The sequence below is a fragment of the Qipengyuania sp. SM2507 genome, from assembly GCF_053714505.1.
In genome coordinates this window covers 975,817-1,002,362 of sequence record NZ_CM132307.1, presented here as the reverse complement: position 1 = coordinate 1,002,362, position 26,546 = coordinate 975,817, and the positions used below count along the sequence as shown (strand labels likewise).

General features: G+C 66.0%; 26 protein-coding genes, 1 tRNA gene and 1 other RNA gene. 10 read left to right on the top strand and 18 right to left on the bottom strand.

The genetic code is table 11. The annotated features are described in order from the left end of the window. Nucleotides 1–40 precede the first annotated feature (40 nt). On the bottom strand, nt 41–790 hold the full coding sequence (gene rpsB / locus ACWIKC_RS04810) for a 30S ribosomal protein S2 (protein ID WP_454598987.1): 750 nt from the start codon (nt 788–790) through the stop codon (nt 41–43). A gap of 356 nt (nt 791–1,146) precedes the next feature. On the opposite strand from rpsB, the gene ACWIKC_RS04805 reads away from it, so the two are divergent. Then, nucleotides 1,147–1,386 (top strand): hypothetical protein, encoded by a 240-nt coding sequence (locus tag ACWIKC_RS04805; protein ID WP_454598986.1) that lies wholly within the window; start codon nt 1,147–1,149, stop codon nt 1,384–1,386. Here the strand turns inward: ACWIKC_RS04805 and ACWIKC_RS04800 are convergent. From ACWIKC_RS04800 to ACWIKC_RS04785, 4 genes are all read right to left on the bottom strand, one after another. Beyond that, the gene (locus ACWIKC_RS04800) at nt 1,352–2,182 is read right to left on the bottom strand and encodes a CDP-alcohol phosphatidyltransferase family protein (RefSeq protein WP_454598985.1); all 831 of its coding nucleotides are present in this window, start codon (nt 2,180–2,182) and stop codon (nt 1,352–1,354) included. The genes ACWIKC_RS04805 and ACWIKC_RS04800 overlap by 35 nt on opposite strands. Beyond that, a complete protein-coding gene (locus tag ACWIKC_RS04795; protein WP_454598984.1) occupies nt 2,179–2,931 on the bottom strand; it encodes a phosphatidylserine decarboxylase in 753 nt (250 codons plus the stop codon). The genes ACWIKC_RS04800 and ACWIKC_RS04795 overlap by 4 nt, the downstream gene beginning before the upstream one ends. Nucleotides 2,932–2,979: 48 nt before the next feature. Beyond that, nucleotides 2,980–4,122, bottom strand: coding sequence for a beta-ketoacyl-ACP synthase III (locus ACWIKC_RS04790; protein WP_454598983.1), 1,143 nt, complete (start codon nt 4,120–4,122; stop codon nt 2,980–2,982). A gap of 82 nt (nt 4,123–4,204) precedes the next feature. After that, nucleotides 4,205–4,290, bottom strand: a tRNA-Tyr gene (locus ACWIKC_RS04785). A gap of 145 nt (nt 4,291–4,435) precedes the next feature. On the opposite strand from ACWIKC_RS04785, the gene rlmB reads away from it, so the two are divergent. Together rlmB and ACWIKC_RS04775 are read left to right on the top strand one after the other, a co-directional pair. After that, nucleotides 4,436–5,242 carry a 23S rRNA (guanosine(2251)-2'-O)-methyltransferase RlmB gene (rlmB, locus tag ACWIKC_RS04780; protein ID WP_454598982.1) on the top strand — a complete coding sequence of 269 codons (807 nt, stop codon included), beginning with the start codon at nt 4,436–4,438 and terminating at the stop codon, nt 5,240–5,242. A gap of 110 nt (nt 5,243–5,352) precedes the next feature. Further along, nucleotides 5,353–6,096 (top strand): hypothetical protein, encoded by a 744-nt coding sequence (locus ACWIKC_RS04775; protein WP_454598981.1) that lies wholly within the window; start codon nt 5,353–5,355, stop codon nt 6,094–6,096. 97 nt (nt 6,097–6,193) lie between these two features. Here the strand turns inward: ACWIKC_RS04775 and ACWIKC_RS04770 are convergent, their stop codons facing one another. Together ACWIKC_RS04770 and lon are read right to left on the bottom strand one after the other, a co-directional pair. Beyond that, complete coding sequence (locus ACWIKC_RS04770; RefSeq protein ID WP_454598980.1) at nt 6,194–6,466, bottom strand: HU family DNA-binding protein; 273 nt, start codon at nt 6,464–6,466, stop codon at nt 6,194–6,196. A 250-nt stretch (nt 6,467–6,716) separates the two neighbouring features. Next, nucleotides 6,717–9,110: an endopeptidase La gene (gene lon / locus ACWIKC_RS04765; RefSeq protein WP_454598979.1), complete on the bottom strand. Its 2,394-nt coding sequence runs from the start codon at nt 9,108–9,110 to the stop codon at nt 6,717–6,719. Nucleotides 9,111–9,728: 618 nt separating this feature from the next. On the opposite strand from lon, the gene ACWIKC_RS04760 reads away from it, so the two are divergent. The 3 genes from ACWIKC_RS04760 (at nt 9,729) to ACWIKC_RS04750 (ending at nt 12,394) form a co-directional block, all read left to right on the top strand. Further along, nucleotides 9,729–11,480: a hypothetical protein gene (locus tag ACWIKC_RS04760; RefSeq protein ID WP_454598978.1), complete on the top strand. Its 1,752-nt coding sequence runs from the start codon at nt 9,729–9,731 to the stop codon at nt 11,478–11,480. 189 nt (nt 11,481–11,669) lie between these two features. Further along, a complete protein-coding gene (locus ACWIKC_RS04755) occupies nt 11,670–12,005 on the top strand; it encodes a hypothetical protein (protein WP_454598977.1) in 336 nt (111 codons plus the stop codon). 149 nt (nt 12,006–12,154) lie between these two features. After that, a complete protein-coding gene (locus ACWIKC_RS04750) occupies nt 12,155–12,394 on the top strand; it encodes a hypothetical protein (protein ID WP_454598976.1) in 240 nt (79 codons plus the stop codon). A 143-nt stretch (nt 12,395–12,537) separates the two neighbouring features. Here ACWIKC_RS04750 and ACWIKC_RS04745 read toward each other — a convergent pair whose 3' ends face one another. The 7 genes from ACWIKC_RS04745 to ACWIKC_RS04715 all read right to left on the bottom strand — a co-directional run bounded on the left by ACWIKC_RS04745 (nt 12,538) and on the right by ACWIKC_RS04715 (nt 19,734). Then, a complete protein-coding gene (locus ACWIKC_RS04745) occupies nt 12,538–13,332 on the bottom strand; it encodes a class II aldolase/adducin family protein (protein WP_454598975.1) in 795 nt (264 codons plus the stop codon). A 63-nt stretch (nt 13,333–13,395) separates the two neighbouring features. Next, nucleotides 13,396–13,737: a YbaB/EbfC family nucleoid-associated protein gene (locus ACWIKC_RS04740; RefSeq protein WP_454598974.1), complete on the bottom strand. Its 342-nt coding sequence runs from the start codon at nt 13,735–13,737 to the stop codon at nt 13,396–13,398. Beyond that, on the bottom strand, nt 13,734–15,569 hold the full coding sequence (locus tag ACWIKC_RS04735) for a DNA polymerase III subunit gamma/tau (RefSeq protein ID WP_454598973.1): 1,836 nt from the start codon (nt 15,567–15,569) through the stop codon (nt 13,734–13,736). Before ACWIKC_RS04735 ends, ACWIKC_RS04740 begins: the two co-directional genes overlap by 4 nt. 61 nt (nt 15,570–15,630) lie before the next feature. Continuing rightward, nucleotides 15,631–15,725: signal recognition particle sRNA small type (gene ffs / locus ACWIKC_RS04730), an RNA gene on the bottom strand. Between the two features lie 69 nt (nt 15,726–15,794). After that, complete coding sequence (locus tag ACWIKC_RS04725) at nt 15,795–16,073, bottom strand: ETC complex I subunit (RefSeq protein ID WP_454598972.1); 279 nt, start codon at nt 16,071–16,073, stop codon at nt 15,795–15,797. A 15-nt stretch (nt 16,074–16,088) separates the two neighbouring features. Beyond that, nucleotides 16,089–18,581, bottom strand: coding sequence for an ATP-dependent helicase HrpB (hrpB, locus tag ACWIKC_RS04720; RefSeq protein WP_454598971.1), 2,493 nt, complete (start codon nt 18,579–18,581; stop codon nt 16,089–16,091). A 133-nt stretch (nt 18,582–18,714) separates the two neighbouring features. Further along, on the bottom strand, nt 18,715–19,734 hold the full coding sequence (locus ACWIKC_RS04715) for a polyprenyl synthetase family protein (protein ID WP_454599438.1): 1,020 nt from the start codon (nt 19,732–19,734) through the stop codon (nt 18,715–18,717). A 67-nt stretch (nt 19,735–19,801) separates the two neighbouring features. On the opposite strand from ACWIKC_RS04715, the gene ACWIKC_RS04710 reads away from it, so the two are divergent. Both ACWIKC_RS04710 and ACWIKC_RS04705 read left to right on the top strand, forming a co-directional pair. After that, complete coding sequence (locus tag ACWIKC_RS04710) at nt 19,802–20,137, top strand: chorismate mutase (RefSeq protein WP_454598970.1); 336 nt, start codon at nt 19,802–19,804, stop codon at nt 20,135–20,137. 227 nt (nt 20,138–20,364) lie between these two features. Then, nucleotides 20,365–20,496, top strand: a complete 132-nt coding sequence (locus ACWIKC_RS04705; RefSeq protein ID WP_454598969.1) for a hypothetical protein — start codon at nt 20,365–20,367, stop codon at nt 20,494–20,496. A 153-nt stretch (nt 20,497–20,649) separates the two neighbouring features. On the opposite strand, the gene ACWIKC_RS04700 is transcribed toward ACWIKC_RS04705, so the two are convergent. The 4 genes from ACWIKC_RS04700 to ACWIKC_RS04685 form a co-directional block, all read right to left on the bottom strand. Further along, complete coding sequence (locus ACWIKC_RS04700; protein ID WP_454598968.1) at nt 20,650–22,131, bottom strand: sensor histidine kinase; 1,482 nt, start codon at nt 22,129–22,131, stop codon at nt 20,650–20,652. Continuing rightward, nucleotides 22,082–22,759 (bottom strand): response regulator transcription factor, encoded by a 678-nt coding sequence (locus tag ACWIKC_RS04695; RefSeq protein WP_067613224.1) that lies wholly within the window; start codon nt 22,757–22,759, stop codon nt 22,082–22,084. Before ACWIKC_RS04695 ends, ACWIKC_RS04700 begins: the two co-directional genes overlap by 50 nt. A 107-nt stretch (nt 22,760–22,866) precedes the next feature. Next, a complete protein-coding gene (locus ACWIKC_RS04690; protein WP_454598967.1) occupies nt 22,867–23,166 on the bottom strand; it encodes a PepSY domain-containing protein in 300 nt (99 codons plus the stop codon). A gap of 70 nt (nt 23,167–23,236) precedes the next feature. Then, a complete protein-coding gene (locus ACWIKC_RS04685; protein ID WP_454598966.1) occupies nt 23,237–23,968 on the bottom strand; it encodes an SIMPL domain-containing protein in 732 nt (243 codons plus the stop codon). Between the two features lie 183 nt (nt 23,969–24,151). Between ACWIKC_RS04685 and ACWIKC_RS04680 the strand changes: the two genes are divergently transcribed. Continuing rightward, a complete protein-coding gene (locus tag ACWIKC_RS04680) occupies nt 24,152–25,957 on the top strand; it encodes an ABC-F family ATP-binding cassette domain-containing protein (RefSeq protein ID WP_454598965.1) in 1,806 nt (601 codons plus the stop codon). After that, complete coding sequence (locus tag ACWIKC_RS04675) at nt 25,954–26,544, top strand: uracil-DNA glycosylase family protein (protein WP_454598964.1); 591 nt, start codon at nt 25,954–25,956, stop codon at nt 26,542–26,544. The genes ACWIKC_RS04680 and ACWIKC_RS04675 overlap by 4 nt, the downstream gene beginning before the upstream one ends. The last annotated feature ends 2 nt before the right edge of the window (nt 26,545–26,546 follow it).

Here is a 26,546-nt window from a genome sequence, read left to right as displayed (position 1 = left end):
TGGAGTTTTGACGGGCGCATGACGCACCCGCGCAGGCTGATCAGGCCGCGGCTTCTTCGGGGGGATTTTCCATCGCGCCGAAATCCTGGCCGCTGTCGATCACGCCCTCGCCCTTGCCCGAACGGGCCGCTTCGCCGATCGCGTCGCAATAGAGGCGAACCGCGCGGCTGGCGTCGTCATTGCCCGGGATCGGGAAGGCGATGCCGGTGGGATCGGTGTTGGTGTCGAGCACCGCGATCACCGGGATGCCAAGGACGTTGGCTTCCTTGATCGCCAGGTCTTCCTTGTTGGCGTCGATCACGAACATCACGTCGGGAATACCGCCCATGTCGCGGATGCCGCCGAGCGAGAGTTCGAGCTTGTCGCGCTCGCGCGTCAGCTGGAGGACTTCCTTCTTGGTGAGACCCGAAGTGTCGCCCGAAAGCTGTTCCTCGAGCGTCTTGAGACGCTTGATAGAACCCGAGATCGTCTTCCAGTTGGTGAGCATGCCGCCCAGCCAGCGGTGGTTGACGAAATGCTGGCCCGATGCCCGCGCCGCTTCGGCGATGGCATCCTGCGCCTGGCGCTTGGTGCCGACGAACAGAACCTTGCCACCCGAACGCGCGGACTGTGCGACGAAGTCGAGCGCACGCGCGAACAGCGGCACGGTCTGCGAAAGGTCGATGATGTGGATGCCGTTGCGCGCGCCGAAGATATACGGCTTCATGCGGGGGTTCCAGCGGTGGGTCTGGTGGCCAAAGTGGGCGCCAGCCTCGATCAATTGCTGCATCGTGACGGTAGGAGCCGCCATAAGTAAATTCCTTTCCGGTTTGGCCTCTGGCAGGCTGGAACCCGAGATGCGGAGCATTCCCGCTATCGGGCACCGGTATGAAGCGCCTGCCATGTGGATTTGTCCGCCGGGATCCGGGCCGGAAATGGCCGAATCCTTGGTGGACGGCAGGCCCCTAACGCGGATCGCCCCGCAAATCCACCGTCAATTCGTCGCGGGCGAAAGCCCTGCCGCCGCAAATTCGCTTGACGCGTCAGAACAAATAGAGAACATGGGCCGGTCGCTGGAACGAATATCGGGCGATGAAGGTTTTCCACTGTCTATCCACACCCTGTCAACCGGGTTGGGGGACTGCACCGAGATAGGAAAGACGGTCGATGTTTGCTCTTGTTCTGATTGCGCTCCTGGTCCTGCTGGCGATCGCCAGCCTCGCGGTACTGGCGGATAGCGGATTGCGCTGGTGGTCTGCTTTCGGTGCGCTGAAACGCCAGCTGGCCGATAGCGATCGCACTTCCAAGCAAACGCCCGCCGGCGTGCTTCGTCGCAACGCCGATCATTCACGCCCGCTCGGATCGCACAAGCTTACCCAGCGGGTCGCGCTGCGCGCTGCCGCCTGATCTTCGCGTAACGCATCCAGCCGTAGGGAAGCGCAGCCAAATAGCCGAGACAGATCGCCACCAGCGTCCACCAGGGTTCGAGCAGCAGTGCTGCAAACAGCAGGCCCGAGAATGCCAGCAGTTCCAGCCGGATCGTCCGGCGCGGACGCAGCGACGCCCAGCTCATCGTCGCCAGGTTGGAGATCATCAGCACCGCGATGATCGCCAGCCACGGACCGACCAGCAGCGGATCGCGGAAGAACTCCTGGCCCGTCGCCATCCAGAAATAGAACGGCAGGAAAGCCAGTCCTGCCGCTACCGGCGCGGGTATACCGGTGAGGAAACCGGCCGATTTGTGCGGTTGCTCGTCGGTGTCGATCTGCGCATTGAAGCGTGCGAGCCGCAGCGCGCAACAGATCGCGAAAGCCAGCGCCGCGAACCAGCCAAGCCGCGACATATCCTGAAGCGACCACAGATAGATGATGATCGCCGGCGCGGTCCCGAAGGAAAGCGAATCCGCCAGGCTGTCGAGCTCTGCGCCGAAACGCGATTGCGCGTTGAGCATCCGGGCGATCCGCCCGTCGAGCCCGTCGAGCAGCCCCGCAAGTATAATCGCGAAGACCGCCAGGCTCCATTGCCCGGAAATGGCGAAGCGGATGCCGGTGAGCCCTGCACACAGCGCGGCGGCGGTGATCGCATTGGGGAGCAGCGCCCGTAGCGTAAGCCCGCGCGGGCGTGTCTGACCTGCTTCGAACGGTTCGTCCTCGGTGGCCTTGGGACCAAGCCGCGGCCGCTCCCCGCGTGGATCGGCACTCACTGGCTCACCCCTTCGATTAGTTTCCGAATGCCTATTTCGCCCAGAACGGTCTCGCCGGCGATGCATCGCTGCCCGAGCAGCACCTTGGAATCGGTACCCGCGGGGAGATAGACATCGACCCTGCTGCCGAAGCGGATCAGGCCGACGCGCTGCCCCGCGCCCACGGTGTCGCCGGGCTTCACGAAGGGAACAATCCGCCGCGCCACCAGGCCGGCGATCTGGGTGAAGCCGATCTGCGTCCCGTCGGCGCGTTCGATCAGGATATGCTGGCGCTCGTTTTCCTCGCTCGCCTTGTCGAGATCGGCGTTCAGGAACTTGCCGGGCAGATAGACCAGACGCCGGATCACACCGGCGATCGGCGCGCGATTGATGTGGACATCGAACACGCTCATGAAGATCGAGACCCGCGTCACCAGCCCGTCTGGCAGCCCTTCGATGCCACTGCCGTCGTCGATCTTGAGCTCCTCGGGCGGTTCGACCTGCGCAATCAGCGAGACGAGGCCATCCGCCGGGGAGACGATCAGCGACTCCTCGTGCGGGACCACCCGCTCCGGATCGCGGAAGAAGGCGAAAACGCCGGCGGAGAGCGCCAGCAGCGGCCAGCCGATGATTTCCCAGTCGAACAGCAGCAGGAACACCAGGCTGACAGCAAGTGCGATCAGCCCGTATTTGCGACCCTCGGGATGAATGGAGGGGAGGGACCAGGCGACATCGCCGCGGCCCTGATTGTCGAGGAGTTCGCCTGCCATCGGCATCGTCTAGGGTACGCGCTGCCCAGCCGCAAGCGCGCGGGCGCCCTACCCCACCTTGCGGAGGAAAACCGTTCCTGCGGAATAACCTGCACCGAAACTGCAGATCAGCCCGGTGTCACCGGCTTGCAGATCCTCGCTGTGCAGGTGGAAGGCGATGATCGACCCGGCGCTCGAGGTGTTGCCATAGGTGTCGAGCACCGTCGGGCTTTCGTCCTCGTTCGCTTCGTGACCCAGCACGCGCTGCGCGATCAACCGGTTCATTCCCGCATTGGCCTGGTGCAGCCAAAGCCGTCGCAACTCCTGTGGATCAATCGCCAGCCGCTCGGCCTCGTCGACGATCATCTGCGCGACCATCGGGACGACTTCCTTGAACACCTTGCGGCCTTCCTGGACGAACAGCTTGTCGGGCGCATCCGCAGTCTCGGGATGTGCGCGGTTGAGATAGCCGAAATTGTTGCGGATGTTGTTGGAGAAGACCGTCTTGAGCCGGGTGCCGAGAATGTCCCAATGGTGCTCCGGCGCCATCGCCGCATCCTCCACCAGCACCGCGGTCGCCACATCGCCGAAGATGAAATGGCTGTCGCGGTCGCGCCAGTTGAGATGGCCGCTGGTTATCTCGGGGCTGACGACCAGAACGCTGCGGGCATTGCCTGCGCGGATATAGTCGGCGGCAGTCTGGATTCCGAAGGTCGCGGAGGAGCAGGCGACGTTCATGTCGAAGGCGAAGCCGTCGATGCCCAGCGCCTGCTGGATCTCGATCGCCATCGCCGGATAGGGCCGCTGCATGTTGGATGCCGCGCACAGCACCGCATCGACATCGCCCGGCTCGCGCCCGGCTCGTTCCAGCGCATCGCGCGCCGCTTTCACGCCGATTTCCGCGAGGATGGAGAGCTCGTCGTCACCGCGCTCGTCGAGACGCGGCGCCATGATTGCGGGGTCGAGCACCGGCGTCTTGGTCATCACGTGCCGGGACTTGATCCCGCTCGCCTTCTCGATGAACTCCACCGAGCTCGGCTGCAGGGCTTCAAGCTCGCCAACCGCAATCGCCGAGGCGTGCTCGGCATTGTAGCGCTCGACGTAGCGATTGAAGCTGTCGACCAACTCCTCGTTGGTGATGCTCTCCTCGGGGGTGAACAAACCGGTGGCGGAGATGACGGGGCGACCGGTCGGCACGATATCTGCTCTCATGGCTGGAACGCGTAATCCCGCGCAGCCGCTACGGCAAGACCGCGTCGGCTTGGCACTGTGAGGGATCGACGAAAGAGGCAAGTGGTGGACAGGGCTGGATTCGAACCAGCGTACGCTTGCGCGGGCAGATTTACAGTCTGCTGCCTTTAACCACTCGGCCACCTGTCCACTTGGCTTGCCAGTTTCGCGATGAAAACGCGGAGGGTCTGAGGCGACCCCGCTGGCCGAGAGGCGCCCCTTTGGAGAAGCGGCGCTTGCCTGTCAATGGCCGCACTGGCAGGAGGCGCGGCTATTGCCACAAGGGAGCAGCCATATGGCCAAGACGGAGCGCAAGAAGGCGCTGCGCGGACGCGCGGGACGCATGCAGGGCGGGCGCGGAAGCGGGCGCGCGAGCACCGGACAGGTCCGCCTGTGGGGCCATCACGCGGTCGAGGCCGCGCTCAAGAACCCCGAGCGACGCCACCACAAGCTGTGGGCGACGCGTGAGGCGCTCGAGCAGCTGGACGGCGAATTGCCCGAAGACTTCACCATCGAATACGCCGGCATGCCCGATCTCGACCGGCTGGTGGCGCGCGATGCGCCGCACCAGGGTCTGGTGCTCGACTGCGCGGCGCTCGACGATGTCTTTCTCGACCAGGTGCTCAAGGCCGAGCCCGACCGGCCCTTGCTGGTGCTCGACCAGGTCACCGATCCACACAATGTCGGCGCCATCCTGCGTTCGGCGGCCGCTTTCGGTGCCGCCGCGATCGTGACGCAGGACCGCCATGCCCCGCCCGAGGGCGGGGTGATCGGCAAGGCCGCGTCGGGTGCGCTCGAAGTGGTCCCCTGGGTGCGGGTGGTCAATCTGGCGCGCGCGCTCGAGGATATGGCCGCGGCGGGATACTGGCGGATCGGCCTTGCGGGCGAAGCCGAGGTGACGCTGGCGCAGGCGCTGCCCGCGGGCCCGGTCGCGCTGGTGCTGGGCGCGGAAGGCGCCGGGATTCGCCACAATGTCGCCGGCCATTGCGACGCGCTGGCGCGGCTGCCGATCGGCGATGCCATGGAGAGCCTCAACGTTTCGAACGCCGCGGCAATTGCGCTATATGCGGTGGCGACGCGAACAACGGGGCAAAACCAGTGAGACATGCCATTTCAGCCAGCCGACTCGGTGCCACCGCCGGCCTCCTAGCAGGATGCGCCCTGCTGTCAGGATGCTTCCTGCAGCCCGGGACCTTCGCTGCCACAATGCACGTGCGCGACGATGGCCGGTTCGCTTTCACCTATGATGGGGAGATCGTTATGGCGGGGCTGGAGGATCTCAACGAAATGGCCGAGCAGGCGGATAGCGATGCTGCCGAGAAGCCGTGCGTGGACGATGAGACGATGGAGGTGCGCGACTGCACCTCGGAAGAAATCGCCCGGAGAAACGAGGAGCAAGCGGGCGAGCGCGAGATGCTTCGGTCGATTCTGGGCGGGATGAACCCGTCGGACCCCGAGGCCGCGGCTGCCCTGGCCGACAGCCTGGAACGGCAGGCTGGCTGGAACAGCGTCGAGTATCGCGATGATGGCGTGTTCGAGGTCAGTTTCTCGATCGAAAGCCGGCTGGGGCATGATTTTGATTTCCCCACGATCGAGGGACTGCCCTTCCCCAGTTCCTTCGTACAGGCACGGTTGCGCGACGGGCAACGCGTGCGGATCGAAGCGCCGGGCTTCGCGGCTCCGGGCGGCGGCAATCCGTTTGCCGCAATGATGATGGGAATGGCAGGCGCGTTTGGCCGGGGCAAAGAAACCGAGGACACAGACGGGGTGGAGGCTACGCAGAAGCCGCCCCTCCGCCCGATCGAGGGTACTTTTCGCCTGACTACCAACGCGACCATCCTCGCCAACAATACCGACGAAGGCCCGCAAGACTCAGCGCGGGGGCAAATGCTGGTCTGGGACATCTCGCCCGGCACCGCGGTCGCGCCGATGGCGCTGCTGCAACTGGCGAACTAGCGAACCGCGAGGCGCAATGGAGCGCCACGAAAAAGGGCCGCCCCTTGCGAGGGCGACCCTTTGGTCCGGCCTTTGACCGGCAGCCAATTCGCGCGACTTAGTTGACCGCGTCCTTGAGGCCCTTGCCGGCCTTGAACTTGGGCTGGTTCGACGCCTTGATCGTCATCGGCTCGCCGGTGCGCGGGTTGCGACCGGTCGAGGCCTTGCGCTTGGCCACCGAGAAAGTGCCGAAGCCGACGAGGCGCACATCGTCGCCGCCCGACAACGATTTGGTGATGGCGTCGAACACGCCTTCGACGGCGCTGGAGGCATCGCTCTTCGACAGGCCGCTGGAATCGGCAACTGCGCTGATCAGGTCGTTCTTGTTCATCTTAAGGGAACCCCCACTTGGTGTTGAATTCTTCTCGGTGAATCATGTCTCCGAATGCCGGGCAGTTGAACGACTCGACGCGGAACTGTCAAAGGCAAATCCGCCCGAAAGGGGCATGATGTGCGCCTAAAAGCCTGAAATCAGCGTGATTGCTGGCTTAACCACGCCGGGATCCGCCCCGCTACCCCGTATCGAGCCATTTCGCGCCGGACCCGGGAATTCGAGTCGCGGCATTGCAGCATTGCCGCGCTCAATGCGCGGTTCGCACCGGAGAATTGGCACTGCCCACCGTCAGCGGCTGGCTGGCGAGGTCGTCAGCCTCGGTCCATTCGATCTCGGCGGGGACCGAGGTCAGCGCGTGTTCGAGCACCTGGTCGACATGAGAGACGGGGATGATCTTGAGCCCGTCCTTCACCTTGGCGGGGATCTCGGCGAGGTCCTTCACATTCTCCTCGGGGATCAGCACGGTCTCGATCCCGCCACGCAGCGCAGCGAGCAGCTTCTCCTTCAAGCCGCCGATCGGAAGCACCCGTCCTCGCAAGGTCACCTCGCCGGTCATCGCGACCTCGGGCCGCACCGGGATACCGCTCAGGGTCGAGACGATCGAGGTGACCATGCCGATGCCCGCGCTGGGCCCATCCTTGGGCACCGCGCCCTCGGGCAGGTGGATATGGATATTCTTGCGCTGGAAGATGCTCGGCTTGATGCCATAGGCAGGCGCGCGCGCCTTGACGAAGCTGAAGGCCGCGGCGACGCTTTCGTTCATCACCTCGCCCAGCTTGCCGGTGGTCTTGACCTCGCCCTTGCCAGGCGTGGTGACGCTCTCGATGGTCAGCAATTCGCCGCCAACCTCGGTCCAGGCTAGCCCGGTAACCGCGCCGATCTGCGGTTCTTCCTCCGACATCCCGTGCTTAAACTTGCGCACGCCGGAGAAGTCGGCGAGATTTTCGGGCGTGATGGTGACGCTGGCGGTGGTCCCTTCGAGGATCTTGCGCAGCGACTTGCGGCACAGCTTGGCGATCTCGCGCTCGAGCGTGCGGACCCCGGCCTCGCGGGTGTAGTAACGGATGAGATCGCGCAGAGCCTCCTCGGTCAGCGTGAACTCGTCCTTGGTCAGCCCGTGCTGCTTGACCTGCTTGTCGAGCAGGTGACCCAGCGCGATCTCGACCTTCTCGTCCTCGGTGTAGCCCTCGAGGCGGATGATCTCCATCCGGTCGAGCAGCGGCTGCGGCAGGTTAAGGCTGTTGGCGGTGCAGACGAACATCACGTCCGACAGGTCGATGTCGAGCTCGAGATAGTGATCCTGGAACTTGCTGTTCTGCTCGGGGTCGAGCACCTCGAGCAGCGCGCTGGCGGGATCGCCGCGGAAATCCTGGCCGAGCTTGTCGATCTCGTCGAGCAGGAACAGCGGGTTCGACTTGCCCGCCTTCTTGAGATTGGTGACGATCTTGCCCGGCAGCGAGCCGATGTAGGTCCGGCGGTGACCGCGGATCTCGGCCTCGTCGCGCACCCCGCCCAGCGACTGGCGGATGAACTCGCGTCCGGTCGCGCGGGCGATCGACTTGCCGAGGCTGGTCTTGCCGACGCCGGGAGGGCCGACGAGGCACAGGATCGGACCCTTGAGCGTGTTGGTCCGCGCCTGAACCGCGAGATATTCGACGATCCGGTCCTTGACCTTCTCCAGCCCGTAGTGGTCGGCGTCGAGCACTTCCTGCGCCTTGCCGATATCCTTCTTGAGTCGGCTCTTCTTGCCCCAGGGCAGGCCGAGCAGGACGTCGAGATAGTTGCGGATGACGGTCGCCTCGGCGCTCATCGGCTGCATCCCGCGCAGCTTCTTGAGTTCGCTCTCGGCCTTGGCGCGCGCTTCCTTGCTGAGCTTGGTCTTGGCGATGGTCTCGGTGAGTTCGGCGATGCCGTCGCCATCCTCGCCGTCGCCGCCGAGCTCGTTCTGGATCGCCTTCAACTGCTCGTTGAGATAATATTCGCGCTGGGTCTTTTCCATCTGCCGCTTCACGCGGCCGCGGATCTTGCGCTCGACCTGGAGCACCGAGAGCTCTCCCTCCATGAAGGACATCACCATTTCGAGCCGCTTGTGCGGGTCGGCCTCGGCGAGCAGCGCCTGCTTGTCCGAGACCCGCGCCGCCACTGCGGCGGCGATGGTATCGGCGAGCTCGCCGGCATCGTCGATCTCGGCGAGCTCATCGCCCGCACCCTCGCCCAGCTTCTTGTTGAGCTTGGCGTATTCGGCGAACTGCTCGACCACCTGGCGCATCATCGCGACGACCTCGCTGCCCGCGACGGTCTGTTCCTCGTGCAGTTCGACCTCGGCCATCACGTAATCGTCCTGCTCGGTGAAGCGCTGGCAGGTGGCGCGCGCGGCGCCCTCGACCATCACCCGCACCGTGCCGTCGGGCAGCTTGAGCAATTGCAGCACCCGCGCCACCACGCCGACGTCGTAGAGATCGTCGCGGTCGGGATCGTCGCAGCCCGGGTCGAGCTGGGCGAGCAGGAAGATGTCCTTGGACCCATCCATCGCCGCCTCGAGCGCGGCAACCGATTTGTCGCGGCCGACGAACAGCGGCACCACCATGCCGGGGAAGACGACGATGTCGCGCAAGGGGAGAAGGGGAAATTGCTGGGTCATGTTGTCATTCCATGGATCGGGCCGTGGGTCGGGCCGTGGATCGGGCGCAGCGAAACCCGCGCCTCGTGTGACCCAGGATATGGGAACCCGCCCCGCCCGCTGCAATCCCGTTCACCGCCAAAGCTGTGGACGTGAACGGGAGGCGGGCCGGTTGACACATGTGACATGGTCGCGGAGTTGAGCGTGGCTTTCGGCGGCGAAAGCGTCACCTTGCGGGGACGAAGTGTCGCCCTGGGGCCGAAAAGTGTCACCTTGGCGGCGGGGCGTAGCGCACTGGCGGTGCAAAGTGTCGTCTTGCGCGAGCGGCCGAACGCGGATTGCGTCACCTTGCGGCGCAATGGCTGAAAACCTTGATCCCGAGTGCACGGCCCCATGCGGCGGCAAAGCGGTGCGGCATGACGAAAGGAAGCGCGGGCGGTCATCGGCGCGTGGTGGCAAATTCACCGCCTGTAGGAAAACGGTTTGTCGGGGGCGCGGCAACACGCCCGCGACCCACTGCACAACCCGACACGACCCTCGAAATAGAACGCGGATCGGGTGCGTTACCACGCACCCTACAACGGCGGCTCAAACGATAGCGCGCCATGGAGGCTCCACCATTCACACAGGAGCCGACCCATGCGTACCCTCTTCACGACCACCGCCGCCATTGCGTTCGCCGCATGCCTTGCCCTCACCACAGGTCCGGTGCAGGCCGAGGACTGCGGCCTCGACACCGATGACAACGATACCATAGACAGCACCGCCGGTGCCGAGAGCAACGGCGAAAATACATCTCTCGCCTGCGGGCGAAATGCGACGACCGAGGGGAGCAGTGCCGTGGCGGTGGGTGCCGATGCGCTCGCCCTGAGGGGTGGCACAGTCGTCGGTTTCAATGCCACGACCACCGGCGTCGATGCCGTTGCCATCGGCAAGAACGCAACCGCCGCCCGTGCCGCGCTGGTGGTGGGCGACAATGCAAGCGGCGCCGCGCAGACGCTCGTATTCGGCAGCGCGGCAAACGCGGAAGGCGAGAATTCGATCGCCATGGGCCGCCAAGCCCATACCGCAGACTCGGGCGCAATCGCGATCGGCCAGTCCGCCGATGCCATTGGCGGGAACGCTGTCGCTGAGGGTGCGGGCGCTCTGGCGAATGGGGCAGGAACGGTCGCGATCGGGCGCGAGTCCATCGGCGCCGGCACGGATTCGGTTGCTCTTGGTCTGGGCGCGCGCAGCGATTCCGGCGGGTCGATCGCGGTCGGTCGTTTTGCACGATCAACGGGGGACCGTGCGATCAGCCTCGGCCAGCAGTCGCGCACGTTCTCGAATCTCAGCATCGCCATTGGCAGCGACGGCGGTGATGATGGCAATATGGGGGCTCAGGCGACCGGCATCGCCGCAATCGCCTTTGGCGCCGATACAAGGACCAACGGAGATTCTGCGATCGCGTTTGGCGCCAATGCCGTAGCCGATGGCGGCCTCAACACCGCGGTCGGAGCGAACAGTTCGGCCAGCGGCTTAAACTCGACCGCGGTGGGCCAGGCCACCTCCGCCAACGGACTTCAAGCCGCCGCATTCGGCTCGGGCGCAAGCTCCGAAGGGATCGGCGCGCTGTCCTTCGGGGCCTTCGCTACCGCCCGCGGCGAATTCTCGACCGCGCTCGGCTACACCAGCTTCGCGGCCGCGCTGCAGGCGACGGCGGTGGGCAATGGCGCACAGGCGACCGGCGAGAACGCGACGGCAATGGGCCGGGTGGCTCTCGCCCGCGCCGACAACGCCACGGCGCTCGGCACGGGCGCGACAGCCGATTTCAACGGTTCCACCGCAATCGGGGCAGGCGCCACCACCAGTGCTGCCAATCAGGTGGCGATCGGCGCAGCGTCCGACACGGTGGAGATCGCCAGCCTCGAAACCGCAACAGCCAAACAGAGCGGCACGATCTTCCTTGTCACCGCCGATGAAAACGGCACGCTCGGCCGCACCGCCTTCAACGCCAGCACCACCAGGACGGCCTCCCTGCGCGTCATGGCGGCGCCGATCTCCGCGGTCAGCGATGCGCAGTTCGATGCGCTCACCACCGATGTCGCCGGCCTTGGCGGCCGGATCGGTGCGCTCGAAGGGCAGTTCGCCGATCTGAATTCGCAATTCGGCGATCTCGACCGGGCCATGCGCGGCGGCGTGGCGGCGGCGACCGCACTGGGTAGCGCGATCGCGCTGCCGGACAAGGCGTTCACGATCGGCGGCAATATCGCCACCCACGGCGGGGAACAGGGCTTCGCCGCCAGTATCACAGGGCGAGTGAGCGACAGTTTCGCCCTCGGCGCGGGCGTCGCCGGCAATACCGGCGACGACAGCGTTACGGCGCAAGTCGGGTTCGCCTTCGGGTTCTAGGGAAGAGGGACGCTGCCGATGCGATCGAACCTCGTTCTCATCGATCCAGCAGCCCCTTCCCCGTCTTCGGATCGGACGATGAGATTTGCCGCTCGGCCAGGAAGGCTGAGCGGCAAATCTTGCCCCAGAAGCCGACCGGCAGCACACGACCCAGTTGCGGACTCGTTCGCTCCACGTCAAAAGATAGCCATGAAGAACATCCAAATCGTCGATGGAGCGGCAAACGCTACCTTCAGTATCTTCCAAGCCACCGAAGATGAGTTCGCGATGATCTTCCCAGATGGAAGCGAAATGGAGATTGCAGCCGATCTGGTCGAACGGGTGGGAGAGGACGAAGCTGGCCGCGTTCTTGACGCGCTTTGGCAGCGTCCAGTTCTAAAGCGCGATGCGATGGGTATTCACGGAACTCTTCTCTTTGATGCCGATGACAGGCGCGAGTTTCTGCCGGGGTCGCGACGGGAGGTAGACTGGGACGAGCGGTTCGTAAACGAAGCCCAGCGCAAGCTATTCCGGTCTCAGCGTTAGCGTCGGGTTCCCACCCCAGTTTCGGACGTTCGCACCCGTCTCAGGTTTTGCCATTAGCGGACAGGCGGCTTGCACAGCCGATCGGGAAAAAGCTGCCTGTCCGCTCACGACCCAATTGCTGCCATTCGAGATTGCGCTACGATGCTGAAATGAAAATCAGCCAGCAGCCTCGCGGTTTCATCGCTCGCGGCACGAAGGTCCGCTTAGATGGGCAGGACAAAGGTGTCTCCGAATACGGTGTCGTCGTCCACTGCTGGCATGATGCCGACATTGACGCCTATGACTGCTACGTGGCTTTCTTCGGTTCTAGCTATCCGACCGCCAAACCAAGCGAGAAGCCCTATGTTCTTCGCTACGCGACGACCTCATTGAATGTAATGGAAGAATAACGGCTAGCGGCAGCTTCCCACCCATATTAGGTCTTACAACCCCCGCACTGCCTGCCCCGGAAGCTGCCGCCCGTTAGCGCGTAGTACTGGGTGTGCGGTTGCACCGGCTCAGTCCGCTCGAACTCAGCGGCGACGCCTCGCCTTTACTCCCGAAACCCAGCATCCGTCCGGTCGAGCTTGCGCAGCAGCGCCGGCCAGGCGAGCGCGTTGGCGATGGCGCCGATGCCGGCGGGCGCGGTCTGCGACTTGACCTTTTCGGGCGTGCCCTGCGGCGGGTTGTGCAGGCCGTCGCGCCCGGCGGAGAGCATCTTGACCTGCGCGTCGCAGGCGCGTTCGAGGAAATAGAGCCGCAGGAAGCATTCGCCCACGCTCTTGCCGATCGCCAGCGTGCCGTGGTTGCGCAGGATCATGACGTGCTTGTCGCCCATGTCCGCGACCAGCCGCTCGCGCTCCTCGAGGTCGGTCGCGATGCCTTCATACTCGTGATAGGCGATGTCGCTGCGCGCGATCATCGCGGTCTGGGTGTGCTCGAGCAGGCCCGAGGACATCGCGCTCACCGCCTGGCCCGCGGGCGTGTGCAGATGCATCACCGCATGCGCATCCTCGCAATTCATATGCAGCGCCGAATGAATGGTGAAGCCCGCCGGGTTGACCGGGTGCGAGGTGGGAATCACCGGCTGGCCGTCGACATCGATCTTGACCAGGCTGGAGGCGGTGATTTCCTCGAACATCATGTCGTAGGGATTGATCAGGAAATGATGCTCGGGTCCCGGCACTCGGGCGGAGAGATGGGTGAAGATCAGATCGTCCCAGCCGTACAGCGCGACCAGCCGATAGGCCGCGGCGAGATCGACGCGGACCGCCCATTCCTCGTCGCTGACCTGCGCGCGGATATCCGCATCCGAGCCGGTGGAATTGTCGTTCATCACGGTTGCCATGACTGCCTCTCCGATTGGTTGTGTTTTGCCACCGGTAACACAGAAATGGCGCGGGCCGTAACCCTATCCCATGCCCGGCAGGTTGAAGCCCGGGGGCAGGCCCATGCCCGACTGGATGCCTTCCATCTCGGTGGCGGCGCGGCGGTCGGCCTTGTCGCGCGCGTCGTTGAAGGCAGCGGTGACGAGATCCTCGACCATCTGCTTTTCTTCCAGCTTCATCAGGCTGTCGTCGATCGCGACCCCGAGGATGCGGCCGCGCGCGGTGGCACGGACCTTGACCAGGCCGCCGCCGGCGCTGCCCTCGACCTCGATCGTATCGAGCTTGGCCTGCGCCTCGCCCATCTGGGTCTGGATGGTCTCGGCCGCTTTCTGCGCGGCGGCGAGCATTTCTTCCATCGACTTCATGCTTTGTGTCTCCATTCCTGCAAGCCGACCGGGGGTTTGTCGCGGTCGGCGATGATTTCGGCACCCGGGAAGGCGGCGAAGGCGGCCTGTACCAATGGATGGGCGCGGGCTTCGGTTTCCGCGTTTTGCTGCGCGGCTTCTTCGCGTTCCGCAATCGAGGGGGCGCCCTTGCCGTCCGGTATTTCTTCCAGCAGCCAGCGGGTGCCGGTGATCGCGGCGAGCGCCTCGCGCAGGGTTGGGCCGATATCGTCGCGGTAGAGCGGGTTGCGCGAATAACGAAGCAGTCCTTCCTCGACCGCGATCGGGCGAATCTGCAACCGCATGATCCCCGCGGCGAGATGTTGCCCGCCGGCCTCCACCTTGGCGACGAGGTCTTCCCATTTGACGGCGTTGACGCCGGGCGCATCGGCGGCGGGGGTGCCTTCCGGCGAGGGGGCTGCGGGCGCGCGGGTCGCGGCATCCTCGATCAGCCGCGCCAGCCGGCCCGGGTCGGGCAGTTCCTGCGCGTGCAGCGCGCGCAGCAGCGCCATCCGCGCCGAGACCAGCGGGTCGGGCGCCTGGCGGACCTCATCATAGCCCTTGAGCAACAACTGCCACAATCGGTGGAGCTGCGCGGGCGGGATGGCGGCGGCCCATTCGCCGAGCTGCGCGCGTTCCTCGGCGGAGAGCGCATCGACCTCGCCCCCCGAGACCTGCGCCACGGTGACGCGGTGGACGATGTCCATCAGCGAGCGCAGCATCGCCAGCGGCTCGACCCCGAGCGCATATTGCTCGTCGATCCCGGCGAGCAGCTCTTTGCCCTCCCCGGCGAGCAGATGCGCCAGCAGCCGGCGCTGCGCGCTCTTGTCGGCGAGCCCGAGCATCGAGCGGACCCGCTCGGCGGTGACCCTTCCCGCGCTGTCCATATCGGCATGCGCGATCGCCTGGTCGAGGATCGAGAGCCCGTCGCGCACCGAACCCTCGGCGGCATTGGCGATGATCGACAGCGCCTCGGCATCCGCCTCGACGCCTTCCTTGGTGCAGATCAGCGCGAAATGCTCCTGCAGCATCTCGGCGGGGATTCGGCGCAGGTCGAAGCGCTGCGTCCGGCTGAGCACGGTGACGGGGAGCTTCTCCACCTCGGTGGTGGCGAACAGGAATTTCACATGCGCGGGCGGCTCCTCAAGCGTCTTGAGCAACGCGTTGAAAGCGTTGCGCGAGAGCATGTGGACCTCGTCGATGATGTAGATCTTGTAGCGCGCGCTGACCGCGGAATAGCGCACTGCCTCGATGATCTCGCGGACGTCGTCCACCCCGGTGTGGCTGGCGGCGTCCATCTCGATGACGTCGATATGGCGCCCCTCGGCGATGGCGACGCAGGGTTCGCAGACGCCGCAGGGATCGATGGTCGGGCCGCCCTCGCCATCGGGGCCGATGCAGTTGAGCGCCTTGGCGATCAGCCGCGCGGTCGAGGTCTTTCCGACCCCGCGCACCCCGGTCATCAAAAAGGCATGCGCCAGCCGGTCGCGCGCGATGGCGTTGGCCAGCGTGCGGACCATGGGCTCCTGCCCGATCAGCTCGGAAAAGGTCTGCGGGCGGTATTTGCGGGCCAGCACGCGATAGGGCTGCGCCGGGGCGCCGGGGGCTGCGGCGGGAGCGGGCTTTGCGGCTGATTCGGGAGCAGATACGGGCTTGGCCACCGGCTTTTCAGCAGGGGCTGGTTTGGGCGCAGGGTCCGGCGCGCCGAACAGCGCTTCCTGCCCCGCCTGCTCGAGCTCGGCGGCGCTCGGCGTCTCTTCTGCGGGTTCGGTTTCCCACGGCAGGCCGTCTGTATTGTCCGGTGAATCACCCATCCGCCCTAGCTAGGGCGTGCGCGCGCATTTGTCATGCTGGCGTTTGCGATGCCTAGGGGGTGATAAAGGAGCCGAGCGACCCGTCGCAATTCACCTGGGCTGCTTCCTTCCGGACCTGACCCGGTGAGCGAACGCAAACGTCCACCCGACTCCCGGAGCGCCATATGGCGGGGAAGCGGGGGGCTTTCAAGCATTTCGTCACCGCAATGCGCTGACGGCGCAACCCTAGTTGAAATTGTCGGCGTAGGCCTGCAGCTTGAGTCCGCGCGGCGGGGTCGTGTGGACCCGCGCCTGGATGCCGTGCTTGGCGGCATAGGCCTTGGCTTCGTCCTTCGACGCGAAGTTGAGCTGCACTTGCGCCTGCGTGTCGCCGCTGCCGGTCCAGCCCATCAGCGGATCGGCGTGGCGCGCTTCGCTCTGCTCGAATTCGAGCACCCACTCGTCGACCCGCGCCTTGCCCGACTGCATCGCATTCTTCGGACGTTGATAGATTCGTGCTGCCATGGCGAAGCCTCTAATTCAGCGCGGCGCTTTGGAAAAGGCATTCTTGGTCTTGAGGCTCGGCGCTTCGGTCCAGGGCTCCTCCGGCCAGCGGTGTTTGGGGTAGCGACCCTTCATCTCCTTGCGCACCTCGGCCCAGCTGCCGCGCCAGAACCCCGGGAGGTCGCGCGTCGCCTGCAGCGGGCGCCCGGCGGGGCTGGTGAGCTTGAGCAGCAGCGGCGAGCCGCCGTCTTTCGGGCCGATCATCGGGTGCCGCTCGAGCCCGAACAGCGCCTGCACCCGCACCTCGGCACTCGGCGCATCGTCCCCGGCGTAGTCGATCGCATGTGTGCTCCCCGCAGGCGAGGTGAAGCTGCGCGGCGCAAGCCGGTCGAGCCGCTGGCGCGTGTCCCAGTCGAGCAGCGCCAGCGCGGCTTCGGCCAGTCTGGAGCGCGAGACATCGAGATCCCGGCGCCCAGCGAGCAGCGGTGCGAGCCATTGGTCGGCGCTTTTCGCAAGGCTGTCAGGCGAAAGCGCGTCGATGCCCGCGTGGCGCGCGCGCGCCAGCAGCGCGGGCGGCAGCAGTTCCCCCAGCTTCTCGACAGCCTTTTCCACAAGGATATCCGCAATCGCGTGCATATCCGGAGCGGGGTCGGAGCCGGTGGCGAGCGTGATCGCCCCGATCCTTCGTTCCACCCGCGCCTCGACCCGCGCTTCTCCACGGTTCCAGTCGAGCACCTGGCGGCGCTCGATCCGCTCGGGCAGCCAGCGCACCAGATCGGCCTCCGCCAGGGGTAGCGCGGCGGTGATCCGCGCGCCCTTGGCCTGCCCCTGTGCGTCGCCGATCGCCAGCCAGTCCTGCCGCGCCAGCGGGCTGGCCGAATCGAGCACGAACCCGCGCCCGCCCGCCGCCAGCCATTGCTCGCCCGAAGCATCGCGGCGGCGGGCGATGTTGTCGGGCATTCCGGCGGCGAGGAGGATGGCGGGGGGAACGGCTTCGGGATCCGTCCGCCCCACTACATCCGTTCGCGCCGAGCCTGTCGAAGCACGCGCGCCCTGCTTGCAAAGCACAAGCGCCCGCTCCGCCCAGCGGTCCGCCAGCTTGCGGCTCGCCTCGGCGCGCGGGGAGCGGTCGGCGGTCCAGCGCTGGAGGCGGCCCGCCAGATCCTCGCCGCGGCCGCCCAGATTGCGCTCCTGCAGCAGCACCGCGATCCGCGCCGCCTCCCGCGCCGCGCCATGCTCGGCGCCGAACAGCACCATCGCGGCGTGTGCCGGGTCGAGTGCGAGCGCGGCGAGCATCTTTCCGCGCTCGGTTATCCGCCCCTCCGCATCGAGCGCGCCCAGCCCCTGCAGTTTCTGCCGCGCGGCGCCGAGCGAGGCTTCGGGGGGCGGGTCGAGCCAGGGCAGCGCGGCGGGATCGCCGCTGCCCCACAGCGCGGTCTTGAGCACCAGCGGCGCGAGATCCGCGGTTTCGATCTCGGGCGGATCGAAGCGCGGGCGGCCCTTGTGACCACCCTCCTCCCACAAGCGATAGGCGACGCCCGGTCCCTGCCGCGCCGCGCGCCCGGCGCGCTGGGTCGCCGCAGCCTGACTGGCGCGGTGGGTGACCAGATGGGTGGTGCCCGCAGCGCGGTCGTATTCGGCGCGCCGCGACAGCCCGGAATCGACCACCACCGATACACCCTCGAGCGTGATCGAGGTTTCGGCGATGGCGCTGGCGAGCACGACCCGCCGGCGTCCTTGGGAATCGCGGCGGATTGCGGCGCGCTGCATCCCGGGCTCGACCTGGCCGTGCAGCGGCAGGATGGGCACATCGGGCAGCCGCGCCTCGAGCCGTTCGCGGGTGCGCTCTATCTCGCCCACCCCGGGGAGGAAGGCTAGGATATCGCCCTGCTCTTCGCGCCAAGCGGTTAGCACCGCCTGCGCCATCGCATCCTCGACCCGCATTTGTGGCGAGGAGCCGTGCCATGCGATCCGCAAGGGATAGGCGCGCCCTTCGCTGGCGATGGTGCGCGCGCCCTCGCCCAGCAGCTGCGCAAAACGCGCGCCGTCGATTGTCGCCGACATCACCAGCACGCGCAGATCCTCGCGCAGCACCTCGCGGCTCTCGAGCGCCAGCGCGAGACCCAGATCGCTGTCGAGATGGCGCTCGTGCGCCTCGTCGAACAGCACCGCCGAAACGCCCTTGAGCTCGGGATCGTCGAGCAGGCGGTTGACGAAGATCGCCTCGGTCATGACCAGAATGCGGGTCCGCGCAGAGGTCTTGCTGTCGAGCCTTGTGAGGTAGCCTACGGTTTCGCCCGGGCTCTCGCCCAGCATCTGCGCCATCCGCTCCGCCGCCGCGCGCGCCGCGACCCGCCGCGGCGAGGTGAGGATGATCTGCCCGCTGCACCAAAGTTCGCCCAGCAGCGCGGGCGCCACCGCAGTGGTTTTGCCCGCACCGGGCGGTGCGACCAGCACTGCGGCGGACTGCTCACGCAAACTCGCGAGCAGTTCGGGCAGGACCGCTTGGATGGGGAGGTCGGCGCTCAATCAATCACCCTTTGTCATGCTGAACTTGGGTTCAGCATCCATTCGTCCTCCTTGGACCGAGGGTCTGTGAGGATGGATAGACCCCGGAAGCGAAGCTGTGCAAAGCACAACCGGGTTCAGGGTGACAAGTGTTTCAGTAACCGCGCGCCACCGCAAAGCGCGCCGCTTCGGTCATCGCCTGGCGCGCTTTGCCGTCGGGGAAGATCGAGAGCGCGTCGATCGCGCGGTCGGCGAAGTGGCGCGCGCGCGCGCGAGTGTCGTCGACCGCGCCATGCTGGGCGATCAGCGCGCAGGCGTGGTCGAGATCGGCATCGCTGCTCTTGATCCCCGAGATCGCGTCGCGCCAGAAGCTGCGCTCCTCCTCGCTGCCGCGGGCATAGGCGAGAATCACCGGGAGCGTCATCTTGCCTTCGCGGAAGTCGTCGCCGCGATCCTTGCCCATCGCCGCGGCGTCGGAATCATAATCGATCGCGTCGTCGACCAGCTGGAAGGCGACGCCCAGATTGCGGCCGTATTCGTCGAGCGCGCGTTCCTGGTCCTCGCTGCATTCGGCAACCACAGCGGCGATCCGGCTGGCGGCGGCGAACAATGCCGCGGTCTTGGCGCGGATGATCTGGAGGTAGCGCTCCTCGCTGGTGCCGATCTTGCGCTGCGCGGTGAGCTGGTCGACCTCGCCTTCGGCGATGATCGCGCTGGCGCCCGAGAGGATTTTGAGCACCCTGAGGCTGCCGTCCTCGGTCATCAGTTCGAAGCTGCGGCTGAACAGGAAATCGCCCACCAGCACGGTCGCTGGATTGCCGAAGATGATGTTGGCGGCGGTCTTGCCCCGGCGCATCTCGCTGCCGTCGACGACATCGTCGTGGAGCAGCGTGGCGGTGTGGATGAATTCGACCGAGGCGGCGAGCTTGTAATGCCGCGAACCCTGATAGCCGACCAGCTCGGCGCCCGCGAGCGTCAGCATCGGGCGCAGCCGCTTGCCGCCACCCGAAATCAGGTGGCCGGCGAGCGCCGGGATCAGCGGGATTTCGCTCTGCATCCGGTCGAGAATGACCGCATTGACCGCGTTCATGCCCGGCGCGGTCAGCGCCAGCATGGGGTCGAGCGAGGGGGCAGGCGATTGCTTGCGCGAGATGGGGACGATATCGGCGCTCATTGCGCTGCGCGCCATGCTCTGCGCGCGCGCGCTTGGCAAGCCGGGATTTGCTGCTAGCCTCGCACCCATGAACGATGGGACACCCGAGCAGGGCGAGGCGGCGGCCCCCGCCGAGGACAGCGTACTGGCGGGCTTCCGCAAGAGCATCGACAATATCGACGCGGCGCTGGTCCATATCCTCGCCGAACGGTTCCGCATCACCCAGGCGGTCGGCGCCTACAAGGCCACCGCGACGCTGCCTCCCGCCGACCCCGCGCGCGAAAAGGAACAGATCGCCCGGTTGCGCAGGTTGGCGGAGGAATCCGATCTCGACCCGGAGTTCAGCGAGAAGTTCATCCGCTTCGTGATCGAGGAGGTTATCCGCCACCACGAGAAGGCCCGCGATGGCGATCGGGCGGAGTAAAAATAACAATTGCGCCCGCGGTAGTGACCAAAATACAGCAATTCTGACCCGATTGCGACAGATTGCGGCTTTTCTGCGCCAATGTCCTTGAGTCCGCGGCGGCAAATATCTAAAGCGGCCGAGATACGCCATTTAAAGGGGAGTCAGTTATGAAGTTTGGTAAAGTAGCTTTGGCCGCATCGGCCTTGAGTCTCGCAATCTCTCCGGCGGCATTCGCTGCCGAGCGCGTGAGCGCACCGGTCGAAGGCGAGAGCGAAATCGGTGGCGGTAACGGTGCAACCGTTGGCGTGATCTTCGCGATCCTCGCGCTGGCCATCGGTATCGGCGTGGGCGGTTCGGACGAGCCCGTCAGCCCCTGATCGCTGCACAACACGAATTCGGAACGGGGTCGGTTTTCCGGCCCCGTTTTCGTTTGGCCGGGGTTTGTTTGGGCCGGGTTCGTTTGGCGCGGGCGGTCCGCCAGGGATGACGCCGGGATTGCACCGCCACCCCGGACCGCCACCCCGGAAAGATCATTTCGCCATGGGGACATTCGCGCGCGGCAGGCTGAGCCGCACCAGCAGGCCGCCCAGATCCTCGCTTTCGCCCAGTTCGACCTCGCCGCCGTAAATCTCGGCGACATCGCGCACGATCGCCAGGCCCAGCCCCGTTCCGGGCTTGTCGGTGTCGAGCCGCGCGCCGCGATCGAAGATGCTGATGCGGTCGGCCTCGGGAATCCCTGCGCCGTCATCCTCGACCCAGATCACGCACAGTGTCTCGTCAGGCTCCGCGTCGATGGTCGCAAAGACGCTGCCACCGCCGTATTTCGCCGCGTTCTCGATCAGATTGCCGAGGATCTCGTCGAGATCCTGCCGCTCGATGGCGACATGCGCATCGCGATTGCCGTCGATGTCGAAGCGGGTGCCGGGATAGAGCCGCTCGACCGCGCGCCGTACCGCCTCGGCGCTCTCCCACACCGGCGTACGCGCCAGCCCGACCGCCCGGCGCCCCACTGCCCTCGCCCGAGCAAGGTGGTGATCGACATGGCGCTGCATGGTGCGCGCCTCGCGGATCGTGGTGTCGGCGAGATCCTCCGCCCGCGCAGTGGCGGCATTGGTCAGCACGGTGAGCGGGGTCTTGAGCGCATGCGCGAGATTGCCTGCATGGGTGCGCGCTTCCTCGGCCTGTCTGGCGGAATGGGCGAGCAGACCGTTGAGCTCCTCGACCAGCGGCTGGACCTCGAGCGGCAGCGGCTCGTCGATCCGGTTGACCCCGGTGCTGCGCATGTTCTGGATCGCCGCGCGCACCCGACGCAAAGGGCCCAGCCCGACCCAGTTCTGCAGCACCGCCATGGCGAACAGCCCAAGCCCCAGCAGCGCGAAGCTCCACACCAGGATCGAGCGGATTTCACCGATTTGCGCGTCCAGTTCCTCGCGGCTGGCGGCCACGGTGAACCACCAGCGGGTGTCGCTGTCGGGCAGATAGACCGAGCGCTCGGCGACGCGCAGCGGTTCGGCGGGGAATTGTTCGGAATTGTATATGACGAGTTCGTGGCCGGGGTCGCTGGCGCGCACTTCGAGGCTGCGATCCCACAGGCTGCGGCTGGGATAGTCCTCGTGCCCCTCGCCGCGGATCTGCCAATAGACGCCGCTGTTGGGTTCGAGGAAGCGCTGGTCGCCCAGCCGGCGGTAGAAGCGCACGTCGCCGAAAGGATCGATCTCCGCCGAAGAGACGAGCGCGTTCATGACATATTCGAGCTGGTCGTCGAAATTGCGTTCGACCAGGCTGGTCAGCGTCCGGTCGAGCGCAAAACCGCCGGCGAGCAGCAGGACAAGTATCCACCCGGCCGCGATCGCCATCATGCGGCTGGCAAGACTGCGCTTGCCGCCTGCGGTGCCGCCGAGAGTCACAGCGCTGCGCCCTTCCCCCGCCGGTTCGGCAGTTGAAGCGCCCGCGTGATCGGGGTTACGCGCGGGGGGCGTCGTCGGGATCGTCGAGTGAGTAGCCAAGGCCACGGATCGTTGTGATAACTTCGGCACCCAGCTTCTTGCGGATGCGGGTAACGAAGACCTCGATCGTGTTGGAATCGCGGTCGAAATCCTGATCGTAGATGTGCTCGATCAACTCGGTGCGGCTGACCACCTTGCCCTTGTGATGGATCAGATAGCTGAGCAGCTTGTATTCCTGCGCGGTCAGCTTGACCGGCTCGCCCTTGAGCGTGACCCGGCCCGAACGCGTGTCCAGCCGGACATCGCCTGCGGTCAGCTCGCTCGAAGTGTTGCCCGAGGCGCGGCGGATCAGCGCGCGCAGCCGGGCGATCAGCTCTTCGGTCTGGAACGGCTTGGCGAGATAATCGTCGGCACCGGCATCGAGCCCGGCAACCTTGTCCGACCAGCTGTCGCGTGCGGTCAGAACCAGCACGGGGAAGGTTCGCCCTTCCTTGCGCCACATGCCCAGCACCGACAGCCCGTCGATCTCGGGCAGGCCAAGATCGAGGATCACCGCGTCGTAATCCTCGGTCGAGCCCATGAAATGGCCATCTTCGCCATCTGTAGCCAGATCGACCGCGTAGCCATTCTGTTCGAGCGTCGATTTGAGTTGCTGGCCGAGGGTCGGCTCGTCCTCGACAATCAGGAGCCGCATAAATTTTCTATCCCTGTTCGCGCATCGGCGCCCCGGTATCGGAGCGCGTCGGAGATGTCGTTCATCTACATTAACGCGTCAAGTTGGCGCAAGTTTCTGGCGACGCTCTAGTGACTGCGCCGAATGACCCTTCCGGTGCGCGCATCGACATCGATGAACGTCACCCGGCCATCGCGGATGAACTTCAACCGATACGCCATGGCGGTCGAATCATAGGCGGGGCCGAGATACTCGGCATCGCGCATGGTCGGGAGGATGCGCGCCTCTATTTCGCGCAGCGAAAGGACGTTGCCCGCGCGCATTTCCTTGCGCGCCTCACCCTGGTCGGAATTCTGCTGGGCGAGAGCGGGCGCATGAGCCGACAGGGTCAGACCGGCAGCGGCAAGGGAGACGAGGAGATGTTTCATAATGGTTGGATTATTGAGCCCAAGCCATTGAACAAGGACTGAATGTCTCCTCGCCCCCAAATGGCACTGTCTAGCGCGTCATCTCGTATTTCACCGTGATGTTCACTCCGGTGCCGACCTGGCCGGGCTCGATCGGCGGGGCGGATTCGCTCGAATCCATGGCAGCCCGCGCCATCATCGGCTGCGGCATCGGACCATAGTTCTGCACGCTCTCCGAGATCTCGAGCAGCCTTACGCCCGAATAGCCCGCCATACGGGCATAATCCTGGGCCATGCGCTGGCCGCGCGCAAAAGCCTGCGCGCGCGCTTCTGCCTTGGCCGCGACATCGTCCTCGAGCATGAAATTGGGCCCCTGGACGTTGTTGGCGCCCGCGCTCACCAGCGCGTCGAGGATTTCGCCGGCGCGCGGCAGGTCGCGCAATTTCACCTGGACCTGGTTGTTGACGTTGTAGCCGCGAAAGACCTGCTCGCCGGTGGCCTGGTTGTAGTCGTATTGCGGGCTGACGTTGAAATTGCTGGTCTGGATATCGTCGCGCGCAATGCCGAGCTGGCGCAGCCGGGCGATGATCCGGTCCATCGCCTGCGAATTCTGCGTCAGCGCCTCGCGCGCGGTGGCGGCGCGGGTCATCACCCCGGCGCCGACCTGCGCGACATCGGGCGCGCTGCGGACCACTTCGCTGACCGAAAGCTCGACCACCGGGCCCTGGCTGGCGATCTGGATTTCGGCGGCGCTGGCCGGGACCGCGATGGCCGTCGTCGCGGCAAACGGGAGGGCGGCCAGGGAAATTGCATATCGAAGCATGGGTGTCCTCCTTGTCGGCAAGCCTCGCCTGCCTCGAACCATTCAAGCGCGGCGGCAGCGACTTGTTCCGCACCGCAATCTCCCGATGCCCGTGCACCGGAGATGAACGTGGCCCTCCGCGGCCCGAGGAACCGGGAGTTTGGACTTGTCGCACCGGCATGGCTCGCCTACCTCGCGCGTCCCATGGCACAACCTCCGATCCTCAGCTGGGAAGGCCTCGGTCTTCAACAGGGCGGACGCTGGCTGTTCGGCGCGCCCGAGACCGGCGGGCTCGACCTCCATATCGGGCCGCGCGACCGGATCGCGCTGATCGGCCGCAACGGTGCGGGCAAGACCACGCTGTTCCGGCTGATCGAGGACAAGATCGAGGCCGATCGCGGCCTGCGCAAGGTCAAGCCGGGCACGCGCATCGTGGTGCTCGAACAGGATCCGGCGGTCGCCGGTCATGCGACGCTGATGGATTGGGCCCTCGCTGGCGAGAACGCCCCCGCCGAGCACGAGATCGACTCCATCGCCGACCAGCTCGGGATCGACATGACGACCGCGACCAAGGGCGCCAGCGGCGGCGAGCGGCGCCGCGCCGCGATCGCCCGCGCGCTGGCGCAGGACCCGGACCTGCTGCTGCTCGACGAGCCGACCAACCATCTCGATCTCGCGGCCATCGACTGGCTCGAGGACTATCTCGACCGCTACACCGGCGCCTTCGTGGTGATCAGCCACGACCGCACCTTCCTCAAGCGGCTGACCCGCGCGACTCTGTGGCTCGACCGCGGCGGGTTGCGGCGCAAGGAAATCGGCTTCGGCGGCTACGAGGCCTGGGAAGAACAGGTCTATGCCGAGGAAGCGCGCAACGCCGACCGGCTCGACGCCAAGCTCAAGCTCGAGGCGCACTGGCTCGAACGCGGCGTGACCGCGCGGCGCAAGCGCAACCAGGGGCGGCTCGAGAAGCTCCACCAGATGCGCGCCACCCGCGCCAACATGATCTCGGGCGCCGGCACCGCCAAGCTCAAGCTGGCGACCGAGACCGAGTTCAAGTCCAAATCGGTCATCACCGCCGACAATATCGCCAAGAGCTACGACGGGCGCGCGATCATCAAGCCGTTCAGCCTGCGGATCCAGCGCGGCGACCGGATCGGTATCGTCGGCTCCAACGGCGCCGGGAAGACCACGCTGCTCAAGATGCTGACCGGCGAGCTCGAGCCCGACAGCGGCACCGTGGAGATCGCCAAGAATCTCACCGGGGTGATGATCGACCAGCAGCGCAGCCTGATGGCGCCCGACAAGACGGTGCGCGAGGTGCTGGCCGAAGGCGGCGACTGGATCGACGTCCGCGGCGTGCGCAAACATGTGCAAGGCTATCTCAAGGACTTCCTGTTCGACCCCAAGATGGTCGACACCAGGGTCGGCATCCTCTCGGGCGGCGAGCGGTCGCGGCTGCTGTTGGCGCGCGAATTCGCCAAGGCCAGCAATCTGCTGGTGCTCGACGAGCCCACCAACGACCTCGATCTCGAGACGCTCGACCTGCTGCAGGAGGTCATCGCCGATTACGAGGGAACCGTGCTGCTGGTGAGCCATGATCGCGATTTCCTCGATCGCACGGTGACGCTGACGCTCGGGCTCGACGGCACCGGTCAGGTCGATGTGGTCGCGGGCGGCTACGAGGACTGGCAGCGCAAGCGCCGCGAGCCGATGGCAAACAAGAAGGGCGATGCGGGTTCGACCAGCAAGCCCGCCGCCAAGGCTCCGCCAGCGCCGAAATCGGACAAGCTGACCTACAAGGACCAGCGCGATTACGAACTGCTGCCCGCGCGGATCGAGGAACTGGAAGCGGCGATAACCAAGGGCGAGGCGATTCTCGCCGATCCCGAGCTGTTCACCGCCGATCCGCAGAAATTCGCCAATATCCTCAAGGGTATCGAGAACGCGCGCGCCGAGAAGGATGCGGCGGAAGAGCGCTGGCTGAGCCTCGCCGAACAGGTCGAGGGGTGAGCGAGGCGCTGCGGCGCGAAATTGCCGGCTGCCGGCTTTGCGCGCCACACCTGCCGCACGGGGTGCGCCCGGTGGTCGGCTTTTCCGCAACTGCGCGGTTGCTCATCATCGGTCAGGCGCCGGGTTCCAGGGTCCACGAAAGCGGCATCCCATGGGACGATGCCAGCGGCGACCGGCTGCGCGAATGGACCGGGCTGAGCAAGCAGCAGATGTATGATCCTGCGCGGGTGGCGCTGGTGCCGATGGGCTTTTGCTATCCCGGCAAGGCGAGCGGGGGCGACAAGCCGCCGCGCCGCGAATGCGCGCGCCAATGGCACGAGCGGGTGCTTGAGGTCCTTCCCGCGAAACGGCTGACACTGCTGGTCGGCATGCATGCACAGGCGCATTATCTGCCCGAGCAGCGCAATTGGTCGATGACCGAGCGGGTGCGGAATTTTCGCGCCTTCCTGCCGGGCAGCTTTCCCCTGCCCCACCCCGCATGGCGCAGCACGATCTGGATGCGCCAGCATCCTTGGTTCGAGGCCGAGGTGCTGCCCGAACTGCGCGCGGCGGTGGCGGGAGTAATGGCGGAACGCGGCGCAAGTTGATG

Excerpts from the sequence above, each read along its gene's own strand:
- ACWIKC_RS04735 (WP_454598973.1), bottom strand. The coding sequence starts at position 15,569 with ATGGGTGATTCACCGGACAATACAGACGGCCTGCCGTGGGAAACCGAA.
- ACWIKC_RS04750 (WP_454598976.1), top strand. The coding sequence starts at position 12,155 with ATGAAAATCAGCCAGCAGCCTCGCGGTTTCATCGCTCGCGGCACGAAG.
- rlmB (WP_454598982.1), top strand. The coding sequence starts at position 4,436 with ATGGCCAAGACGGAGCGCAAGAAGGCGCTGCGCGGACGCGCGGGACGC.
- ACWIKC_RS04695 (WP_067613224.1), bottom strand. The coding sequence starts at position 22,759 with ATGCGGCTCCTGATTGTCGAGGACGAGCCGACCCTCGGCCAGCAACTC.
- ACWIKC_RS04795 (WP_454598984.1), bottom strand. The coding sequence starts at position 2,931 with ATGGCAGGCGAACTCCTCGACAATCAGGGCCGCGGCGATGTCGCCTGG.
- ACWIKC_RS04690 (WP_454598967.1), bottom strand. The coding sequence starts at position 23,166 with ATGAAACATCTCCTCGTCTCCCTTGCCGCTGCCGGTCTGACCCTGTCG.
- ACWIKC_RS04755 (WP_454598977.1), top strand. The coding sequence starts at position 11,670 with ATGAAGAACATCCAAATCGTCGATGGAGCGGCAAACGCTACCTTCAGT.
- ACWIKC_RS04680 (WP_454598965.1), top strand. The coding sequence starts at position 24,152 with ATGGCACAACCTCCGATCCTCAGCTGGGAAGGCCTCGGTCTTCAACAG.
- ACWIKC_RS04790 (WP_454598983.1), bottom strand. The coding sequence starts at position 4,122 with ATGAGAGCAGATATCGTGCCGACCGGTCGCCCCGTCATCTCCGCCACC.
- ACWIKC_RS04710 (WP_454598970.1), top strand. The coding sequence starts at position 19,802 with ATGAACGATGGGACACCCGAGCAGGGCGAGGCGGCGGCCCCCGCCGAG.
- ACWIKC_RS04805 (WP_454598986.1), top strand. The coding sequence starts at position 1,147 with ATGTTTGCTCTTGTTCTGATTGCGCTCCTGGTCCTGCTGGCGATCGCC.
- ACWIKC_RS04715 (WP_454599438.1), bottom strand. The coding sequence starts at position 19,734 with ATGAGCGCCGATATCGTCCCCATCTCGCGCAAGCAATCGCCTGCCCCC.
- ACWIKC_RS04745 (WP_454598975.1), bottom strand. The coding sequence starts at position 13,332 with ATGGCAACCGTGATGAACGACAATTCCACCGGCTCGGATGCGGATATC.
- ACWIKC_RS04740 (WP_454598974.1), bottom strand. The coding sequence starts at position 13,737 with ATGAAGTCGATGGAAGAAATGCTCGCCGCCGCGCAGAAAGCGGCCGAG.
- ACWIKC_RS04725 (WP_454598972.1), bottom strand. The coding sequence starts at position 16,073 with ATGGCAGCACGAATCTATCAACGTCCGAAGAATGCGATGCAGTCGGGC.
- ACWIKC_RS04760 (WP_454598978.1), top strand. The coding sequence starts at position 9,729 with ATGCGTACCCTCTTCACGACCACCGCCGCCATTGCGTTCGCCGCATGC.
- ACWIKC_RS04770 (WP_454598980.1), bottom strand. The coding sequence starts at position 6,466 with ATGAACAAGAACGACCTGATCAGCGCAGTTGCCGATTCCAGCGGCCTG.
- ACWIKC_RS04685 (WP_454598966.1), bottom strand. The coding sequence starts at position 23,968 with ATGCTTCGATATGCAATTTCCCTGGCCGCCCTCCCGTTTGCCGCGACG.
- lon (WP_454598979.1), bottom strand. The coding sequence starts at position 9,110 with ATGACCCAGCAATTTCCCCTTCTCCCCTTGCGCGACATCGTCGTCTTC.
- rpsB (WP_454598987.1), bottom strand. The coding sequence starts at position 790 with ATGGCGGCTCCTACCGTCACGATGCAGCAATTGATCGAGGCTGGCGCC.